Annotated in this window: 14 protein-coding genes and 3 pseudogenes; 8 read left to right on the forward strand and 9 right to left on the reverse strand. The window is 70.0% G+C overall.

Annotated elements, in window-relative coordinates; translation table 11 throughout:
- Positions 1-83 precede the first annotated feature (83 nt).
- Both OG738_RS03180 and OG738_RS03185 read left to right on the forward strand, forming a co-directional pair.
- Positions 84-1,487 carry a family 2B encapsulin nanocompartment shell protein gene (locus OG738_RS03180; protein ID WP_329051062.1) on the forward strand — a complete coding sequence of 468 codons (1,404 nt, stop codon included), beginning with the start codon at positions 84-86 and terminating at the stop codon, positions 1,485-1,487.
- A gap of 46 nt (positions 1,488-1,533) precedes the next feature.
- Complete coding sequence (locus OG738_RS03185; protein WP_329051064.1) at positions 1,534-2,550, forward strand: family 2 encapsulin nanocompartment cargo protein polyprenyl transferase; 1,017 nt, start codon at positions 1,534-1,536, stop codon at positions 2,548-2,550.
- A 107-nt stretch (positions 2,551-2,657) separates the two neighbouring features.
- On the opposite strand, the gene OG738_RS03190 is transcribed toward OG738_RS03185, so the two are convergent.
- Positions 2,658-3,782, reverse strand: a complete 1,125-nt coding sequence (locus tag OG738_RS03190) for a CapA family protein (RefSeq protein WP_329051065.1) — start codon at positions 3,780-3,782, stop codon at positions 2,658-2,660.
- A gap of 370 nt (positions 3,783-4,152) precedes the next feature.
- Between OG738_RS03190 and OG738_RS03195 the strand changes: the two genes are divergently transcribed.
- The 6 genes and pseudogenes from OG738_RS03195 to OG738_RS03215 all read left to right on the forward strand — a co-directional run bounded on the left by OG738_RS03195 (position 4,153) and on the right by OG738_RS03215 (position 9,627).
- The gene (locus tag OG738_RS03195; RefSeq protein ID WP_329051067.1) at positions 4,153-5,127 is read left to right on the forward strand and encodes a substrate-binding domain-containing protein; all 975 of its coding nucleotides are present in this window, start codon (positions 4,153-4,155) and stop codon (positions 5,125-5,127) included.
- A 118-nt stretch (positions 5,128-5,245) separates the two neighbouring features.
- Positions 5,246-5,716: pseudogene (locus tag OG738_RS44585) on the forward strand (ATP-binding cassette domain-containing protein); the annotation flags it as partial.
- 318 nt (positions 5,717-6,034) lie between these two features.
- Positions 6,035-6,736 (forward strand): annotated as a pseudogene (locus OG738_RS44590) (ATP-binding cassette domain-containing protein); the annotation flags it as partial.
- Complete coding sequence (locus OG738_RS03205) at positions 6,733-7,767, forward strand: ABC transporter permease (protein ID WP_329051071.1); 1,035 nt, start codon at positions 6,733-6,735, stop codon at positions 7,765-7,767. The pseudogene OG738_RS44590 and the gene OG738_RS03205, both read left to right, overlap by 4 nt.
- A gap of 15 nt (positions 7,768-7,782) precedes the next feature.
- A complete protein-coding gene (locus OG738_RS03210; protein WP_329051073.1) occupies positions 7,783-8,469 on the forward strand; it encodes a FadR/GntR family transcriptional regulator in 687 nt (228 codons plus the stop codon).
- A 72-nt stretch (positions 8,470-8,541) separates the two neighbouring features.
- Entirely contained in the window at positions 8,542-9,627 is a 1,086-nt protein-coding gene (locus OG738_RS03215; protein WP_329051075.1) for a glycoside hydrolase family 88 protein, read from the forward strand.
- A gap of 11 nt (positions 9,628-9,638) precedes the next feature.
- Here the strand turns inward: OG738_RS03215 and OG738_RS03220 are convergent, their stop codons facing one another.
- From OG738_RS03220 to OG738_RS03255, 8 genes and pseudogenes are all read right to left on the reverse strand, one after another.
- Positions 9,639-10,949, reverse strand: a complete 1,311-nt coding sequence (locus OG738_RS03220) for a DNA polymerase IV (protein ID WP_329051077.1) — start codon at positions 10,947-10,949, stop codon at positions 9,639-9,641.
- A 1-nt stretch (position 10,950) separates the two neighbouring features.
- A complete protein-coding gene (locus OG738_RS03225) occupies positions 10,951-11,262 on the reverse strand; it encodes a transcriptional regulator (RefSeq protein ID WP_329051078.1) in 312 nt (103 codons plus the stop codon).
- On the reverse strand, positions 11,259-11,882 hold the full coding sequence (locus OG738_RS03230) for a hypothetical protein (protein WP_329051080.1): 624 nt from the start codon (positions 11,880-11,882) through the stop codon (positions 11,259-11,261). The genes OG738_RS03225 and OG738_RS03230 overlap by 4 nt, the downstream gene beginning before the upstream one ends.
- 54 nt (positions 11,883-11,936) lie before the next feature.
- Entirely contained in the window at positions 11,937-12,668 is a 732-nt protein-coding gene (locus OG738_RS03235; RefSeq protein ID WP_329051081.1) for an ABC transporter permease, read from the reverse strand.
- Positions 12,665-13,562: pseudogene (locus OG738_RS03240) on the reverse strand (ABC transporter ATP-binding protein). Before OG738_RS03240 ends, OG738_RS03235 begins: the two are co-directional and overlap by 4 nt.
- Before the next feature lie 152 nt (positions 13,563-13,714).
- A complete protein-coding gene (locus OG738_RS03245) occupies positions 13,715-15,253 on the reverse strand; it encodes an alpha/beta hydrolase (RefSeq protein ID WP_329056536.1) in 1,539 nt (512 codons plus the stop codon).
- A gap of 173 nt (positions 15,254-15,426) precedes the next feature.
- A complete protein-coding gene (locus OG738_RS03250; protein WP_329051083.1) occupies positions 15,427-15,615 on the reverse strand; it encodes a hypothetical protein in 189 nt (62 codons plus the stop codon).
- Positions 15,564-16,427, reverse strand: coding sequence for a caspase family protein (locus OG738_RS03255; RefSeq protein ID WP_329051084.1), 864 nt, complete (start codon positions 16,425-16,427; stop codon positions 15,564-15,566). The genes OG738_RS03250 and OG738_RS03255 overlap by 52 nt, the downstream gene beginning before the upstream one ends.
- Positions 16,428-16,442: the final 15 nt, after the last annotated feature.

Below are 16,442 nucleotides of genomic sequence, written 5' to 3' on the forward strand. Positions count from 1 at the left end.
GCGGCTGCACGCCGTTGCTATGTTGATTCTTCGTTGCCGGCTCGAGGCAATCCCGGCTCCCGAATGATTGGGTGGTTTTTGCTGTGACTGTCACCGACCCGGTGGACACCGACCAGGCACCGCTGAGCCTGGGCCGGGCCGCCGCCCGCACCCTGGCCACGACGACCAAATCGGTCCCGCAGATGCAGGGCATCTCCACCCGCTGGCTGCTCAAGCTGCTGCCCTGGGTCGAAGTCGCGGCCGGGTCCTACCGCGTCAACCGCCGCCTGTCCTACGCCGTCGGAGACGGCCGGGTCACCTTCACCGCCACCGGCGCCGACGTCCGCGTCATCCCCCCCGAACTCGGCGAACTCGCCCCCCTGCGCGGCTACGACGACGACGACGTCCTCACCGAACTCGCCTCGAGGTTCACCCAGCACGAATACCAGCCCGGCGACGTGCTGGTCGAATTCGGGTCCCCCGCCGAGCAGGTGTTCCTCATCGCCCACGGCAAGATCACCAAAGTCGGCACCGGCGCCTACGGCGACCAGACCATCCTGGGCACCCTCGCCGACGGCGACCACTTCGGCGAATCCACCCTCATCCAGCCCGACGGGATCTGGGAATTCACCGCCAAAGCCGTCACCACCTGCACCGTCCTCACCCTCCCCCGCTCTGCGTTCCACGACGTGCTGTCCCGCTCCGACACCCTCCAAACCCACCTGAACACCCTCACCGCCGCCGACTCAAGCGCCCGCAACGATCACGGCGAAGCCGAGATCTCCCTCGCCGCCGGCCACGACGGCGAACCCACCCTGCCCGGCACCTTCGTCGACTACGACGCCCACCCCCGCGAATACGAACTCTCCCTCGCCCAGACCGTCCTGCGCGTCCACTCCCGCGTCGCCGACCTCTACAACCAGCCCATGAACCAAATCGAACAACAACTCCGCCTCACCGTCGAAGCACTCCGGGAACGCCAAGAACACGAACTGATCAACAACACCGACTTCGGGCTCCTGCACAACGCCGACTTCGCCCAGCGCATCCCCACCCGCACCGGCCCACCCACCCCCGACGACCTCGACCACCTCCTCACCCTCGTCTGGAAAGACCCCAGCTTCTTCCTCGCCCACCCCACCACCATCGCCGCATTCGGCCGCGAATGCACCAAAGCCGGCATCTACCCCGACCCCGTCGACCTCGGCGGCCACCACGTCCCCGCCTGGCGCGGAATACCGATCCTGCCCTGCAACAAAATCCCCGTCACCGACACCCGCACCAGCTCCATCCTGCTCATGCGCACCGGCGAACACACCCAAGGCGTCATCGGGCTCCACCAAACCGGCCTACCCGACGAATACCAACCCGGCCTCAACGTCCGATTCATGGGCATCTCCGAACAAGCCATCATCTCCTACCTCGTCTCCACCTACTACTCCGCAGCCGTCCTCGTACCCGACGCACTGGCCATACTGGAAAACACCGAACTCGGCCGTGAGGCATGATGCCGGACGCCCTCGGCGTGCTCGACGACGTCGAAACGGGCCGCTCATGACGACCATGGATTCCCGGACCGCCGCGCGTCCCCTCGCCGACGTCCTCGCGTGGAGCAAGCGCCTGGTCGACCCGGCGCTGCGCACCGCGGCCGAGCGGCTGCCCGACGCGATGCGGCGGATCGCCGGCTACCACTTCGGCTGGGAAAACGCCCATGGCGCACCGACTTCCGCGGACGGCGGCAAGGCGTTGCGGCCCGCGTTGGTGCTGCTGTGCACGGCAGCCGCCGGCGGCGAGCCCGCCGACGCCGTGCCCGCCGCCGTCGCGGTCGAACTCGTGCACAACTTCTCGCTGCTGCACGACGACGTCATGGACGGCGACACCACCCGGCGGCACCGGCCGACGGCGTGGACGGTCTTCGGCACCGGGCCCGCGGTGCTCGCCGGGGACGCGTTGCTGAGCGTGGCGTTCGAACAGCTGTCGCCCGAAGGCGCGAAGCTGCTGTCCCAGGGCGTGCTCGAACTGCTGGAAGGCCAGGCGGCCGACGTGGACTTCGAGCAGCGCGACGACGTCACGCCGGCGGAGTGCGTCCGGATGGCGGGTGGCAAGACGGCGGCCCTGATCGGCGCGTGCTGCGAGCTGGGCGCGCTGCTCGCCGGCCGGGCGGACGCGGTGCCGCGGTTCGGCGAGTTCGGCCGGTCGGTCGGGCTGGCGTTCCAGCACGTCGACGACCTGCTCGGCATCTGGGGCGACCCCACCGAGACGGGCAAGCCGGTGTACTCGGACCTCCAGAACCGCAAGAAGTCGCTGCCGGTGGTCACGGCGCTGTCGTCCGGCACAGCGGCGGGCGCGGAGCTGGCGGCCCTGTACTCCGGCACCGACCCGCTCGACGACGCCGAGCTGGCCCGCGCGGCCGAGCTGGTCGACGAGGCCGGCGGCCGCCAGTGGAGCCAGGCCCAAGCGTCGGCGCTGGTGGCGAAGGGCCTCCGCGACCTGGCATCGGTGAACCCGGTCCCCCGCCCGGCCGCCGAACTGGCCTCCCTGGCCCGCCTGATCACCACCCGCACCCACTGAACCCGTAACTCGCGTGATCAGGAACGGAACTCGCGTGATTGAAGCCGTAACTCACGAGATCCGGCTTCAATCACGCGAGTTCCGGCTCCGATCACGCGAGTTACGGGTTACTTGCCGGGGCGGGCGAGGCCGTCTTTGTCCGCGTGCAGGCTGAGGATGTTCTTGTCCGTGTCGGACAGGGCCTTCGTGACCTGGGCGGACGGCGGGGATGTCGACAAGTCGATCAGGCGGATCGGGGCGTCCAGCTTGATGTACGTCGGGATGTACTCCGCCTTGTCGACCTTCCAGCGGTCGCCGTCGCGGACGAAGCGGAAGCGGGCCGCCGCGCCCTCCTCCGTGTCGCCGCGCGGGTCGGAGTGGCGGGCGATGCTGTTGCCGAGCCCGTAGGCCACCCACTTTTCGCCGATCTTCTCGAACGGCTGGACGACGTGCGCGTGGTGGCCGACGATCAGGTCGATGTCGTCCGACGCCAGGAGTTTCCTGGCCTGCGACTGCTGCTCGGCCGTCGGGTCGTGCTGGTACTCGACGCCCCAGTGCAGGCTCGCGATCACGACCTGCGCGCCCGCCTCGCGCGCGCGACGAGCCGCCGCCAGGACGTCGTCGACGTCGATCTGGTTGGCCAGCCACGGCTTTCCGGCCGGCACCTTGATGCCGTTGAACCCGAAGGCGTACGACACCTGCGCGACCTTGACGCCGTGGACGTCGAGGACCAGCGGTTTCGCCGCTTCCGCGGCCGAGCGCGCCGAACCGGTGTGCTTCAGGCCGACGTCGTCGAGCTTGTCCAGAGTCCGCTTCACGCCGTCGGCGCCCTGGTCGATCGTGTGGTTGGACGCGGTCGAGCAGGTGTCGTAGCCGGTGTCCTTGAGCGCGTCCGCGATCTCCGGCGGCGCGCTGAACGACGGGTAGCCGCTGTACGGGCCGCCTTCCGGGGCCAGCGGCGTCTCGAGGTGGCAGATCGCGAGGTCGGCGCCGGAGATCAGCGGCTTGATCCCGGCCAGCAGCGGCCGGTAGTCGAGCTTGCCGCCGCCGTCGGCCTCGGCCTGCTCGGTCAGCGCCGGGTGGATCAGGACGTCGCCGGTCGCGACGACGCTGAACGAACCGTCCGGAGCCGCGGCCGAAGAAGTGGCCGTCTCCGGGAACGGCGTCGGCGCCGGACCGGACTGCGGCGGGCTGCTGCACGCGGCCACCAGGACGGCGACCCCGGCGAGCGCGGCGACGCGAAGCTTCGTCATCAGTCCCCCTGCTGCTGTGGTCCGGCCCATCCTGCCATCCGGACGAACCCGACACGTGCCGCCTCCCGATCACCGAAAACTTCCACCACAGTCGACAACACCGATCAGAACATTCGCACAGGACAAAACTGGACAACGCGCAGGACAGCCCCGAAAAAATACGATAATTGCCCCGGGCGCGTGCCACGATGCAACTACGGACAGTAGGTATCGCTCCGCTAACTGCGGCTTGACGCTCCACGAACGGGTGTTTTGTAATACGAGTCACCCACCGGCGCGCCCACGCGCCACTCGAACCTCGGCCTCTTTGGGAGCAACGATGTCCCCACACTCGCACAGGCTGCGCACCTGGAGCGTTGTTGGTTGTTGTTTGATTTCCGGCGTCCTGATGGCTTCCTGCTCCTCCGGAAAAGACACCGCCGCACCCCAGCAGCAGGCGCCCGCCACCGGCAAGATCACCCTCTACTACCTGCAGAAACAGGGTGACCAGCAGTACTTCGTCGAGCAGGCGCAGGGGGCGCAGGAGAAGGCGAAGGAACTCGGCGTCGAGCTCAAGGTCGTCAACCTCGGCCAGGACGCCAACAAGGCGATCACCGAACTGGACGCCGCGGTCGCGCAGGGCGCGAACGGCGTCGCCATCGTCGTGCCCGACCAGGCCATCGGCCCGCAGGTGATCGACAAGGCCAAGAGCGCGGGCATCCCGCTGATCGCCTCCGACGACGTCATCAAGGACGGCACCGGCGCGAAGGCCCCGTTCGTCGGCTTCAACGGCAGCCAGATGGGCGACTCGGTCGGCACCGAGGCCGGGAAGCTGTTCAAGGCCGCCGGCTGGACCGCCGCCGACACCAAGATCATCAGCGCCTACAAGCAGGACCTCACCGTCTGCACCGATCGCGTCAACGCCGCCAAGTCGGCGTTCGCCAAGTCGGCGGGCGCGGACGTCCAGGTGATCGACGTCGGCACCGACAACTCCCCCGTCGACGCGCAGAACCGCTCCGGCGCGGTGATCGGCTCCAACCCGGGCGTCAAGCACTGGGTCGTCTGGGGCTGCAACGACGAGAACGAGACCGGGGTCGTCACCGCACTCGCCAACTCCGGCGTGCAGGCGAACAACATCATCGGCGTCGGGCTCGGCGCCTACCTGGACTGCAAGGACTGGGCGGCCGGCAAGGACACCGGCAACAAGGCCGCGCTCTACATCTCCGGCGCCGAGGTCGGCCGCTCGGCGATCCAGGTGCTGGTGGACAAGGTGAAGAACGGCAAGGCGCTGCCCGCGGAGACGATCGCGAAGACCACGATCGTCACCAAGGACAACTACAAGCAGGCCGGCGTCAACTGCACCTGACCGATCCCGTCGTGAGTGAGAAACAGTGTTAGAACGCTGTTTCTCACTCACGACCGCCGTACGGAAGGCGACCATGTCCTCCTCTTCACCCGCGCTCGCCGTCGAGGGCATCGGCAAGCGCTTCTCCGGCGTCACCGCCCTCGACGACGTCTCGCTGGAGATCCGCTCCGGCGAGGTCCTCGCGCTGATGGGCGAGAACGGCGCCGGGAAGTCGACGCTGCTGCGCGTCCTCTCCGGTGACCAGGGCCCCGACGAGGGGCGCCTGCTGCTCGACGGCACCGAGGTCGCGTTCGACACCCCGCGCGCGGCGATGGCCGCCGGGGTCCGCGTGATCTACCAGGAACCCGAGATCATCCCGCACGTTTCGGTCGCGGAGAACGTCTTCGTCGGCGAACTCCCGGCCAAGGCGCGCGTGTTCAACCGCCGCACGCTGCTGAAGGCGACGCAGGACGCGCTCGCCGAGTACGGCTTCGAAGGCGTGCTCAACCCGGCGACGCTCGGCGTCGCGCTGTCGGCCGCCCAGCGGCAGATCGTCGAGATCCTGCGCGTGCTCACCGCGGCCACGCCGCCGACGGTGATCGCCTTCGACGAGCCGACGTCGTCGCTGTCCGAGCACGAGGTCGAGGCGCTGTTCCGGCTGATCGGGCGGCTGCGCGACAGCGGCGTCGCGGTCGTCTACGTCTCGCACCGGATGAAGGAGATCTTCCAGCTCGCGGATCGCGTCGCGGTGCTGCGCGACGGCAAGCTCGTCGGCGTCCAGCAGGTCGCGGAGACCGACGAGCCCGGCCTGGTCCGGATGATGATCGGCCGCGACCTCTCCGCCCTGGAACGCCGCGTCACCCAGGACACCGGCAACGTCGTCCTGAAGCTGGACGACGTCACGACCGACGACGTCACCGGCATCTCGCTGCAGGTCCGCGCGGGCGAGGTCGTTTGCCTGGCCGGGCTGGTCGGCGCCGGCCGCTCCGAGCTGGCCCGCGCGATCGTCGGCGACCTGCCGATCCGGTCGGGCACCGTCGAACTCGACGGCAAGCGGCTGCGCGCGCACAACCCCGGCGACGCCGTCAAAGCGGGCATCGGTTTCGCACCCGAAGAGCGCAAGACGGACGCGTTGCTCATGCAGCGGTCCGTCCGCGACAACATCTCCATCTCGGTGCTCGACCGCCTTCGCCGCTTCCGCGTCGTGAAGCGCGCGAAGGAACGCGCGCTCGTCGAGGAGTACGTACGCGAGCTTCGCGTGCGGACGCCGTCGATGGAGCAGGAAGTCCGCAAGCTGTCGGGCGGCAACCAGCAGAAGGCCGTCCTGGCGCGCTGGCTCGCGCGGCGGCCGAAGCTGCTGATCCTCGACGAGCCGACGCGCGGCGTCGACGTCGGCGCGAAGGCCGAGATCTACCGGATCATCGACGGCCTCGCCGCGGAGGGCATCGCGCTGCTGGTCATCTCCTCCGACCTGCCCGAGGTGCTGACGCTGGCCGACCGCATCCTCGTCATGCGGGCCGGGCGCCTGGCCGGCGAGATCGGCCGCGAAGACGCAACCGAGGAAGCCGTGCTGACCCTCGCCATCCCCGAAACCGAACCAGCCGTGGAAGAAGCCCAGGAGATCGCATGACCACCCCCACCCAGGAGAAAGCGATGTCCTCGGAACCCGCCGCGCCGCAGCAGCCGTCGGTGCTGCGCCGGGTGCTGACCGGCATCGGCGTGCAGAACTCCAGCCTGATCATCACGCTGATCGCGTTGATCGTCCTGCTGAGCATCCTGAACGACAACTTCCTGCGCACCAACAACCTGCTGCTGATCGGCAGCGCGATCACCATCATGGGGCTGCTCGCCCTGGTCCAGACGCTGGTGATCATCCTGGGCGCGCTGGACATCTCGGTCGGCTCGATGGCCGGACTCGCGTCGGTCATCTCCGCGATGGTGTTCACCTCGACCGGCAGCGCCGGGGTCGGCATCCTCGCCGCGATCGGCGTCGGCATCGTCTGCGGCCTGATCAACGGCATGATCATCATCTTCGGCCGGGTCAACCCCGTCGTCGCGACGCTGGCCATGCTGGCCACCTACAAGGGTGTCGCGCAGGTCATCTCGGACGGCAAGTCGCAGGGCTACACCGGCGGCGACGACCTGTTCATCTTCCTGGCCAAGGGATCCGTGCTCGGGCTGCCGTCGCTGGTGTGGGTGTTCCTGATCGTCGCGGCGCTGCTGCACTTCCTGCTGAAGTACACCGACATCGGCCGCAACGTCTACGCCATCGGCGGCAACGACACCGCGGCGCGACTGGCCGGCATCAACATCAACCGGTACATCATCGGCGTCTACGCGCTGGCCGGCGTGGTCGCGGCGGTCGCGGGGATCCTGATCACCGCGCGCACCGGCTCCGGCCAGCCGGTGTCCGGGTCCGAGGGCCTGGAGCTGCAGGCCGTCACCGGCGCCGCGCTCGGCGGCACGATGCTCAAGGGCGGCCGCGGGTCGATCATCTCCACCGTGCTCGCGGTGATCATCCTGGGCGTGCTCGACAACGGCATGTCCGGCCTGGGCATCAACCCGTTCTGGCAGAACGTCGCCCACGGCGCCCTGCTGGTGATCGCGGTCGTGCTGCAGCAGCTGCGCAGCGGAGAGCGCCGCGTCGGCTTGCCCGAGTAGCGCGGGCGCCCGGCGATGAGCGCATCCCGCTCCCTGCACGCCCGCATCGTCGACGAACTGGGCAGGCTCATCGTCGAAGGAGTCCTCGGGGACGGGCAGCCGCTCGTCCCCGAGGAGCTCGGCCGGCGGTTTTCCGCGTCCCGCACCGTGGTCCGCGAAGCGCTGCGCGTGCTGGAGTCCAAGGGCATGGTCACCGCGCGGCCGCGGGTCGGGACGTGGACGCTGCCGCCGGAGGCGTGGGACGCGATCGACCCGGACGTCATCGCCTGGCGCGTCAACGGGCCCGACGGCCGCGAGCACCTGCGCGAGCTGCTGGAACTGCGGTTGACGATCGAGCCGCAGGCGGCCCGGATGGCCGCGCGGCACCGGCGTCCCGACGAGCTTTCGGCGATGGCCGCGGCCTACGAGCTGATGGCGGACGCGGTCGAGCGGTCCGACACCGCGGCGTTCCGGCAGGCCGATTCCCAGTTCCACGCGGCGTTGATCCGCGCGTCCGGGAACGCGTTGATCGCGCAGCTGCAGGTGCCCGTGGTGGCCGCGCTGACCGCACACGGCGAGCCGATGGAACTGCCCGAGGGCAACACCTTGGTCGCGCACTCCCGCGTCCTCACGCTGGTGCTGGCGAAGAACGCCGACGGCGCGGAAACCGCTTCCCGCCGGCTGCTGGAAACCGTTGCGCCGTACCGCTCACCGGCACCTTGACACGTCCACCGGGAACCCTGAACACTCGCTGCGACCCACCCGCCGCCATGACGTGCTGAGGAGGACGCTTCCATGCGTTTCCCGGGTATTCGTGGCTTCGGCGTGCTCGCGGCCGCGGTGGTGGCCGGCGGGCTGTTCTCGGCCCCGGCGGCCACCGCGGAAGCCGCTCCCGCCTGCCCGATCACCGGCCAGATGGTCGCCGCGGGCAACTACTGGGTGACCAACGGGACGAACCTCGCCGCCCCGGACTGGCAGAACGCGACGTTCCACGTCGGCAACCTCGCGCTGGTCCGGACCACCGGCCAGTCGAACCACAAGACGCTGCCGTGGGCGCAGGCCAACGACTACCAGCTGCCACTGGACCCGAAGCGGCCGTTCTTCCCCGACAACCAAGCCGCCGGCGAGGCGTACCTGGACCTGTACACCTACTTCCACCCGGAGATCTCGCTCGACGCGATCCGCACCCGGATCCGCGACGAGGTCGCTTCGGTGCAGGCGGGGCACCGCGACTACTGGAACTACGTCGACGCACTGAACATGGCGATGCCGTCGTTCGCGCGGATGAGCCTCATCGATCACGATCCGTCCTATCTGGACGCGATGGACCAGCTGTTCCGGTCGTCGGAACACAAGCTGTACAACGAGTTCACCGGCCTGTGGTACCGCGACGCGCGGTTCACGGGCTCGGGCGTGTTCTGGTCGCGCGGCAACGGCTGGGCGCTGGCGGCGCTGACGAAGGTGCTGCAGGTCCTTCCGGCGGACGACCCGCGGCGGCCGGAGTACCTGCGGGTGTTCAAGAAGATGGCGTCGACGCTGGCCTTGACGCAGCGGCGTGACGGCTTCTGGAACGCCGACCTGCTGAACCCGTGGGACCACGGCGGCCCGGAGACGAGCGGCACGGCGTTCTTCACCTTCGGCATCGGCTGGGGCGTCAGCGCGGGCATCCTCGACGCGAAGCGGTTCCGGCCGGTCGTCGACAAGGCGTGGGCGGCGCTCTCGACGAAGTCGTTGCAGGCCAACGGCTTGGTCGGCTACGTCCAGCCGGTGGGCGACCGCCCGGCGACGGCGACGGCCACGGACACCTCGGCGTTCGGCGTCGGCGCGTTCCTGATCGCCGGCCAGGAAGTCGCCAAGCTCCAAGGCTGCTCGGCCGAGTAGGCCCGCGGGGGTCAGCGCAGGCAGTCGCCGGGGTCGCCGCGCGTCAGGGCCGGGTCGTCCTGGGGGAAGGTGCGGGCCACGCCGGGGCCGGTGGTGCGGGTCTCGAAGCGGACGGTCACCCGGCCGTGGCCGGCACCCTGCACCCAGCCCGTGCCGAACTCCTCGTGCACGACGTCGTCGCCCTGCCGCCACTCCGACGGCGGGGCGGCGACCGGCGCGGGTGCCGCCGAAACCACCGTCGACGCCGGGGTTTCCGGGGCCGACAACGTGAACAGGGCGTCCTGGTGCGGGACCGACAGCCCGCTGAACGCCACCCCCGCCAAGCGGATGCCACCGAACTCCGCCGGGTCTAGCAGGAGCCGCTCGGCCGTCGCCGACAGCTCCGCCAGGTCGTCGGTCGGGGCCGAGATCGTCTCCGAGCGGGTCACCGTGTGCATGTCCGTGTGCCGCAGCTTGATCACCACCGTGCGGGCCACCCGCTCGGCCTTGACCAGCCGCTGGTGCGCGCCCACCGCGATCCGCCGCACCTCGGCGCGCAAAGTCGTCAGGTCGATGATGTCCGTGTCGAACGTCGTCTCCGCGCTGACCTGCTTCGTCTCGCCGCGGTCGGCCACCGGCCGGTCGTCGAAGCCGGTGGCCAGCCGGCGCAGGTCGCGGCCGACCACGCCGCCCAGCGTGGCCACCGCGTCCTGTTCGGACAGTGCCGCGAGCTGCCCGAGCGTCTGGACGCCGATGAACCGCAGCTTTCCCTCGGCCACCGGCCCGATCCCCCACAGCGCGCGCACCGGCAGCGGCGCGAGGAACTCCCGTTCGGTGCCCTGCGGCACCACCAAGAGCCCATCGGGCTTGGCCTCGTCCGAGGCGATCTTGGCGATCTGCTTGCCGTTGCCCGCGCCGATCGACGCGACCAGCCCGGTCTCCGCCCGGATGCGGGCCCGCAGCGAGGCGCAGAACGACGTCACCTCTTCGAGCGACGCGCCGGCCAGCGCCGGTGGTTCGGCGAAAGCTTCGTCGAGGGAGATCTTTTCCAGCAGTGGCGCCACCGACGTGACGACGGCGAAGACTTCCTGGCTGAGCCGCTCGTACACGCGGAACCGCGGCGGCACGATCACGCCGTTGGCCGGGAGCAGCCGTCGTGCCTGCGCCATCGGCATCGCCGACTTGATGCCGAACGCGCGGGACTCGTAGCTCGCGCCCGCGACGACGCCGCGTGGCCCGAGCCCGCCGACGAGCACCGGACGCCCGGCCAGCGTCGGGCGGGTGAGCTGCTCGGCCGACGCGTAGAAGGCGTCCAGGTCGAGGTGGATCACCCAGCGGGCCACGTCAGTCCCCGCCGGTGGCGTCCAGCAGCTGGTGCAGCGCCTTGGTGTAGCTCTCGAACGCCGCGCGCCCGGCCGCGGTCAGCCGGACCAGGGTGACCGGCGTGCGGTGCTCGTAGGCCTTGGTGATCTCGACGTACTCGGCGTCCTCGAGCTTGCGCAGGTGCGTCGAGAGGTTGCCGGCGGTCATGTCGAGGAGCTGCTGCAGCCGCGGGAAGGTGATCTGGTCGCCGGCGTGCAGCCCGGCGAGCGCGACCGTGACCCGCAGCCGCGCCTGGGCGTGGATGACCGGGTCGAGCTGCGGCAGCTCGTTCATCGGCGTCCGGACTTCTCGCGCACGAAGTAGACGATCGCGCCGAGCAGGAACCCGCCGCCGCCGCAGATCGCCAGCACGAGGAAGTTCGCCGGGTAGCCGACCAGGACGCTCAACGCCGAGGAAACGATCATCCACGCGCCGAGCCCGTACATCAGCTTGTCCTGCCAGAGCATGCCGCCGGCCAGGTACATCACGCCGGTCAGCAGCAGCCAGGTGCCCGACCACAGCAGGGACACCTGATCGGGCGACAGCGCTTGGAAGCTCGTGATCCGGACGTCGACGACCATCAGCCCGATCGACCCGAGGAACCAGCCCCATCCGTACATCGCGCCGGCGATCCGGGACGGCCCGCGGATGCCGCGCCCGGCCCGCACGCTGACGACGGCGGTGTAGACCATGGCGCCGAGGAACAGCACCGGGACGACGACGCCACCCATCCAGACGGGCACGGTGCCGTCGGACTGCGTGGTGAAGAAGGTGAAGCCCCAGCCGACCAGCCAGGCGAGGGCCCACGCCGCGAGCATCCGCGCGGGGCCCCCGCCGAGTTCCCGGCGGGTTCGCCGGTTCTGCTGGGTGATCAGGTTCAGCGACTCCTCCGCCGACATCGGCTCGTCGTCCACCTTGCTCACCCTCCCGCGCAGACCCCTCAGTACTGCACGGAAGTTAACACGCATTCACAGCCTGGCCGTGTCCAGCCGGAACCGGCGCACAACGACCAGGGCGGGCACGACCAGCCAGCCCGCCAGCACGAGCACCGCGACCCAGGTCCCGGAAGCGTGGGTCAGCGGGTCGATGCCGACCCGGCGCAGCCAGTAGGTCGGCACGAAGTGCGCCAGCGTCGTCATCCAGCCGGGCAGGAACTCGAGCGGGATCCACAGCCCGCCGAGCATGCCGAGCGGCATCATCAGCGCACCGGTCACCGCGCCGACCGTGTCGCCCTTGCCGAACAGGCCGATCGCCAGGCCGAGCACGGCGAACGGCAGTGTGGCCGCCCACAGGAAGACCAGCAGCCGGCCCCAGTCGGCCAGGCCGAGCTGCTCGCCGCGCAGGAAGCCGACGAGGAAGATCACCACGAGCACCGGCAGGGCGACAGCCATCGCCGAGGCCACCTTCACCGCCAGGTAGCCGGGGCTGCGCATCGGCGTCAGACGGATCTGCCGCTGCCAGCCGTCGGTGCGTTCCTGGGCGACGCGGGTGCCGGTGAACAGGGAACCCCCGCTGGCGCCGTACGCCGCCATGGTGATCATCGTCTGGGTGCTCGAGTGCAGGCCGTTGTCCAGGAGGGTGTCGCCGAAGATGGACCCGAACAGCAGGTACATCGCCGTCGGCATGCCGATGGTGAAGATCGTGAACTGGGGACTGCGGACGATCCGCTTGATCTCCAGGCTCAGGTAGGTGGTGTTCACGCGGCTGCCTCCTCGGCGGTCAGCGCCAGGAAGGCTTCTTCGAGGCCCAGTGCGGTGATTTCGATGTCGGACGCCTGCGGGTACTTCGCCAGCACCGCGCGGATCGCCGCGTCGGAGTCGGCGCAGGCCAGCTCGGCGCGGCCGGCGCGCAGCTGCACGCTCGTGACCCCCGGCAGGTCCGCGAGCCCGGTTTCGGTGGCGCCCGGCACGACGGCCTTGAGCACCCGCCCGGAGACCGCGGCCCGCACCTCGGCGACCGGGCCGTCGGCGACGACGGCGCCGTGACGCATCAGCACGACGCGGTCGGCGTAGTCCTCGGCCTCGGCGAGGTAGTGCGTCGCGAACAGAACGGTCCGGCCGGTGGCGGCGAACTCGCGGATGGACGCCCAGAACGCCCGCCTGCCGTCGACGTCCATCGCGGCGGTGGGCTCGTCGAGCACGAGCAGGTCCGGGTTGCCCGCCAAGGCGAGCGCGAAGCGGACGCGCTGCCGTTCGCCGCCGGACAGCTTGCCGCAGCGGCGTTTCACGAGGCTCTGCAACCCCGCCCGGGCGATGACCTCGTCGGCGGGCAGCGGGCGGGCGTGCGTCGAGACGACGGTCGACGATCTCGCCGACGGTGACGTCCCCCAGCAGCGCGCCGTTCTGCATCATGGCGCCGACGAGCCCCCGGTCGACGGCCTCGCGCGGACTGCCCCCGGCGACGGTGACGTCGCCCGCGTCCGGCTTGGTCAGGCCGAGCAGCAGGTCGACGGTGGTCGACTTGCCCGCGCCGTTCGGTCCGAGCAGCGCGACGACCTCGCCGCGCGCGACTTCGACGGACACGCCGCCGACCGCCGTCACCTGCCCGAATCGCTTGGTCAGGCCGTGGAGCGCGAACGCCGGTCCCCCGGTCATGGCGCTCTCCCTTCGTGGACTTTGCGTTTCAAACTCGACGTGCACTTTGTAACACAAAGTCCGCGCAAGTTCAAAGCCCGCGGTGCGGGAAAGCGAGAAAGCGGGGTGCCGGGCACTGGGCCCAACACCCCGCTTCTCAAGGTTTGTGCAGGTCAGCCGGTGAACCGGCCCGACACGAGACCCTGCGTCGCACTCACGTCGGCCTTCGCCGCGGTCGGCGCCGGGGGCGTCGGCTGGGGCAGCGGGGCACACTCGACGTCGGCCGTGCGGCCCGGCTTGCGGGCCGGGAGCGCGCCCGTCGCGAGGTAGTCCGCGATCTTGTTGTCGACGCACGCGTTGCCGCGCGGGGTGATCGCGTGGCTCGTGCCACCCGGCTCCGCGATCAGCGACGCGCCCGGGAAGCGGCTGCGGATCTCGAGGCTGCCCGGGAACGGCGTTGCCGCGTCGAGCGTCTCGTCGATCATCAGCACGCTCTGCACTCCGCGACCATCGACCTTGGTCGGCTTGCCCGCCTTCGCCGGCCAGTACAGGCACGGCGCGTTGAACCAGGCGTTCTGCCAGGTGAAGTACGGCGCCTTGGCGAAGGTCTTCCAGTTGTCGATCTTCCACTGGTTCCAGCTCTGCGGCCACTGGACGTCCGAGCACTGGACGGCGAGGTAGACCGCGTAGCCGTTGTCGTCGCCGCGGCCGCCGAAGGCCTCGAACAGCGACTTCCAGTTCTGCCAGTCACCCTTGTTGACGAACCGCGAAAGCGCGTCGCCCAGGAGCGTCCACCGCAGCTGGTAGTACGACGCCTGCTGGATGACGTCGAGGATCTCGTCCGGGCCGATCACGCCGCCGGCCGGGGCGAAGGACGTCTTGAGGAGCTGCTCGTTGACCACGCGCTGCACCGCGGCCTGAGTCTTGCCGAGGTGGTAGACGTCGTCGTGCTGGGCGACCCAGCCGAACCAGATGAGGATGTTCTTGTCGAACGCGACGTCCTGGTTCAGGTTGTCGCCGTACCAGATGCCCCGCGGGTCGACGGTCGAGTCGAGCACCATCCGGCGGACGTTCTGCGGGAACAGCGTGCCGTAGACCTGGCCGAGGTAGGTGCCGTAGGAGTAGCCGTAGAAGTTCAGCTGCTGCTGGCCGAGCGCCTGGCGGATGGAGTCCATGTCCTTGACCGTGTCGGTCGTCTTCATGTTCTCCAGCAGGGCCTTCGAGTTGTTCTTCGCGCACGCTTCGGCGTAGCCCTTGGATCGGTCGAGCCAGGTCCGCTCGAGCTGCGGCGTGAACGGCGCGTACTCCGGCCGGTCGTAGTCCATGTAGTTCGGGTCGCAGCTGAGCGCGGGCTTGCTGGCGCCGACCCCGCGCGGGTCGAAGCCGATCCAGTCGTAGGCGTCACCGGCGTGGTTGGGCACGCGCGGGCCACGGGTGGCCAGCAGCAGGCCGGAGCCGCCGGGCCCGCCTGGATTGGTCAGCATGACGCCCTGGTACTGCGCGTCCGGGACCTTGTGCTTGACGCGGTCGACGGCGAGCTGGATGTGCTCGCCGTGGGGCTTCGAGTAGTCGAGCGGCACGCTCAGGTACCCGCATTCGGCACCGGCGGCGACGAGCGTGGGATCGGTACACGGCCCCCAGGCGATCGTCCCGGCTGCCGGTGGTGCGGGTGCGGCGGTTGCGACCGGCGCGGCCACTAGCGCGGACGCCATCGCGGCGGCGGCGACCGCGGCGGCAGTGCCCACTCCAAAAAAGGCACGTCTCACTGTTTTCTCCCTTTTCGGCTTCGGCTTCGAGCGGCTGAACCCTAAACCGCCGCGGGTCGTGGAGGGACGGCAAACGGGCGCGTAGCCGCGAATGCCCTACGAAAGGTGGAAATCGGGTCCTATCCGGACCGGCGGCGCAGGCGGAAGAGAGCCTTGCCGAGGAAGAACCAGCAGAGCAGGGCGAGGACCATGACCCCGGCCGGCGTGATGCCACTCAGCGCGAGGACGCCCACGAGGACGAACAGCACTCCGGCGATCAGGAAGTCGAACTTCGCGGTCTGGCCGAACGACCGCTGCTCGTCGGCCACGGACCGCGACTGAGACGCGGCTCGCTTCGATGGAGGCGGGAGGAAGGGCTGGTTCGGCATCGAGGACGGCTGGGCCCGAGACGGGCCGGCGCGGACCGCCGGGGGCTTCGGCGCGGATGGCCGGTGCGGCGGCGGCCTCCCGGCCTCCCTGCCCGGCTCGGGTACGACCGGCGGCACAGCCGTACTCGACGCCGCCCCGATCCCCGCCGCCCGCGCGACTGGCGCTTCGGGCGCTGCCGCGGCATTTCCGCCACCACCCGCTCGTGGACGTAGCTGTACAGCTCGTCCACCGTGACGTCGCCGTCGCCGTCGAGGTCGGCGCTGCCGTCGCGCAGGCCCGCCACCAAGTGGCGGGTGAAGACCGACCGCGCCGCCGATCCGACCACCGCATCGCCTTCGAACGAGTACTGCGTCGCGTCGGACGCCGTCAGCACCGCTCGGCCACGGCCCTGGAACCGCTCGAGCGTGTGCACGTCCGTGCCCGCCTTCGCCAGCTTGCCCGCCGGGAACGCGCCGCTGTAACAACAATCCAGCACCAGGACCTTCTGCCGCGACAGGCAGCCCGCCATCGCGCGGTCGACCAGCTCCGCCGCCAGCGCCGTGAACATCAGGCTGTCCCGGCGCGTGTTGGCCATCGCCAGGTACAGACTGCCGTCGTCGTCCTTCACGCCGTGACCCGTGAAGTACAGCAGCGTCAGCTCGTCGCGACGGCGGCCGCGGTAGAACTCGCCGATCGCCTCCCCCACCACGTGGTGTGGCTCGTCGATCAGCGTCGTCACCTCGAACCCCGCCACCGACGGGTCGCTCAGCACCGCGGCCAGCTCGCG

Source organism: Amycolatopsis sp. NBC_01488 (genome assembly GCF_036227105.1).
Classification (GTDB): domain Bacteria; phylum Actinomycetota; class Actinomycetes; order Mycobacteriales; family Pseudonocardiaceae; genus Amycolatopsis.

What these genes read in the sequence shown, in the direction of transcription:
- OG738_RS03190 (WP_329051065.1), bottom strand. Translation starts at nt 3,782, where the DNA reads ATGACGAAGCTTCGCGTCGCCGCGCTCGCCGGGGTCGCCGTCCTGGTG.
- OG738_RS03185 (WP_329051064.1), top strand. Translation starts at nt 1,534, where the DNA reads ATGACGACCATGGATTCCCGGACCGCCGCGCGTCCCCTCGCCGACGTC.
- OG738_RS03225 (WP_329051078.1), bottom strand. Translation starts at nt 11,262, where the DNA reads ATGAACGAGCTGCCGCAGCTCGACCCGGTCATCCACGCCCAGGCGCGG.
- OG738_RS03210 (WP_329051073.1), top strand. Translation starts at nt 7,783, where the DNA reads ATGAGCGCATCCCGCTCCCTGCACGCCCGCATCGTCGACGAACTGGGC.
- OG738_RS03215 (WP_329051075.1), top strand. Translation starts at nt 8,542, where the DNA reads ATGCGTTTCCCGGGTATTCGTGGCTTCGGCGTGCTCGCGGCCGCGGTG.
- OG738_RS03205 (WP_329051071.1), top strand. Translation starts at nt 6,733, where the DNA reads ATGACCACCCCCACCCAGGAGAAAGCGATGTCCTCGGAACCCGCCGCG.
- OG738_RS03245 (WP_329056536.1), bottom strand. Translation starts at nt 15,253, where the DNA reads ATGGCGTCCGCGCTAGTGGCCGCGCCGGTCGCAACCGCCGCACCCGCA.